At 53.8% G+C, this 1,879-nt stretch carries 4 protein-coding genes; 3 read left to right on the top strand and 1 reads right to left on the bottom strand.

Annotated features, from left to right (window positions below; genetic code table 11):
- Positions 1–416: hypothetical protein (locus J3353_RS15910; protein WP_207685236.1), on the bottom strand; the 416-nt coding region annotated here is incomplete at its 3' end.
- Between the two features lie 178 nt (positions 417–594).
- Between J3353_RS15910 and J3353_RS15905 the strand changes: the two genes are divergently transcribed.
- The 3 genes from J3353_RS15905 (at position 595) to J3353_RS16525 (ending at position 1,673) form a co-directional block, all read left to right on the top strand.
- Positions 595–1,113: a hypothetical protein gene (locus tag J3353_RS15905; protein ID WP_197041752.1), complete on the top strand. Its 519-nt coding sequence runs from the start codon at positions 595–597 to the stop codon at positions 1,111–1,113.
- 17 nt (positions 1,114–1,130) lie between these two features.
- Positions 1,131–1,391, top strand: coding sequence for a hypothetical protein (locus J3353_RS15900; RefSeq protein ID WP_207685235.1), 261 nt, complete (start codon positions 1,131–1,133; stop codon positions 1,389–1,391).
- 159 nt (positions 1,392–1,550) lie between these two features.
- Positions 1,551–1,673: a hypothetical protein gene (locus J3353_RS16525; RefSeq protein WP_255536694.1), complete on the top strand. Its 123-nt coding sequence runs from the start codon at positions 1,551–1,553 to the stop codon at positions 1,671–1,673.
- The last annotated feature ends 206 nt before the right edge of the window (positions 1,674–1,879 follow it).

Genomic DNA, 1,879 nt, shown 5'->3' with positions numbered 1-1,879 from the left:
GACCACGCCTGCACCCCGGCAGGCTTTGCGGTCTCCGGCTCCGGGGCAGCCTGCTCCGGGGCGGCCTCCGGGTCGGTCAGGCTGTTGATGTAATCGGCGTAGTCCTCGCCGATGCGGGCCGCGAACGCCTCCTTTCCGATCTGCTCGTACTCGTCGGCCACACGGTCCTGCCAGCGCCGGAGCTTGAGCTCCAGCCCGTTCCAGAGCCGCAGCTCCCGGGCCCGCTCCTGCACCAGATGATACCGCTGGTTCTGGTCCGCAGGCAGGCCCCGGAAGGTAAACCAAAAGGTCAGCCGGGAAAAGAGCTTTTCCTCGGTGTCGGCCTTGTCCAGCCACCGCAGGAAGTCGTTCTCGTCCGCCGGGCTGAACTGCTTTGCCTCCCGCCAGTTCCCCACTGCTTCCTTCATTTCGTTCATTGAAACACCTCTTTCTTTTGCATTACACAGCGTTGTTTTGTTGCCCAAAGTGTAACACCTTTTGGTTGTGTCGTCAACGAGTATGTTCCGGCGATTTTTCGCGCGAAAAATGCAAAAAAAGAGGGAGAAAATTTGCCTTTTTCCTTCCTGCATGATAAAATAGAAGCAGAAAGGGGCTGTGCCGATGCTGCTGCAATATTTCGTTACAGAAAACAAGACCGGAGCCTGCATCCCGGTGGAGATCACGCCTGCCACACAGTCAGACCTTCTGGTGACAAAAAACGGCTGGCAGTCCGATTGGACCAGTGACTTTATCCGTGACTCCCAACTGGAAAAACGGGTCGCCAAAGCGGCAAGCGGTGAGATCATTGCGCTGGGGGCTTACCGGGAGGATCAAAACGGCATTTCTATCTTTATCGTGAACATGGAAGCTCACCCGCAGAGCAACCCGACGCTGACAGATCAGCGTAAATATACCGGTATCGGTCGTATGATGATCGCCTATGGCATCCAGCTATCCATTGACAGCGGCCACGGCGGTGTCGTGACCTTTGCCGCTAAGACAGATGAACTGTACGAACACTATATTCAGGATTTCCATGCGGTGCCGATCTTCCAGCCGCTGCCAGGCGGCCCCAAGCTCTTGATGCTGGCTGATGAAGGCGCGCAGGAGATCTTCAGCACCTATTTATCCTGAGAACAGGAGGGGTTATTATGGCAAATCACGAAATCGAACTGCAGGTCGCACCCATGTCGGATGAAACGATGGATTATCTTGATATCCTGTTTTCCGTCTGCAAGCGTTTCAACACCGATTATTATCATGCAACACAAAAAGAGCGTGATTTTATTGATGCTGTTGCCAGCCATGAGTACCAGCTGAAAAAGGCTCGCGAAAAGGGACAGCAGCGTGCAAGCGTTCCGCCCTTCCTCGGCATCGTGCGAAGCGAGCGGAGCGATCACATGCCTGCCTGATGATTTGAAAACCTCTGCAAAGGGTTTCCACCGATGCAGAGGTTTTTTCATGCCCGCTTCTGAAAGTCCCCCTTATCGTACCCTGTATCTGGTATACTCCTCTTGTCGAACAAAACAGGAGCGGCCCGGAGGCGGGCCGCAGGAACAGGAGGGAACACCATGAGTGAGTACGAGATCCGATCTGTAGGCGGCCATGTGGAGGTTTATACCCGGGGCGGGGTGTTCCTCTTCTCGGCGGACACGGTGCGGGAGGCCATGGAGGAGCTGGACGAGGCCGCATGACATATTCCCGGCAGTTCCCGGAGACGTGTCAGGAGCGCGCAGGGAAAGTTCAAATGTAAAATACCTGTAAAATATAAGAAAAGAACAGTTGATAAAAGGACAAAACGGCGCGGAAATGCAGTAAAAATGCAAAAAACATGTAAAATAACGCTTTGAACTGCACCCCATTTGTTAGACAGTATGGTATACTGTTTAGGAAATGGGGT

Source organism: Faecalibacterium sp. Marseille-Q4137 (assembly GCF_017377535.1).
GTDB lineage: Bacteria > Bacillota > Clostridia > Oscillospirales > Ruminococcaceae > Faecalibacterium > Faecalibacterium duncaniae.
Note: the sequence above shows the minus strand (reverse complement) of the source record. Positions and strands in the feature narration are given on the sequence as shown.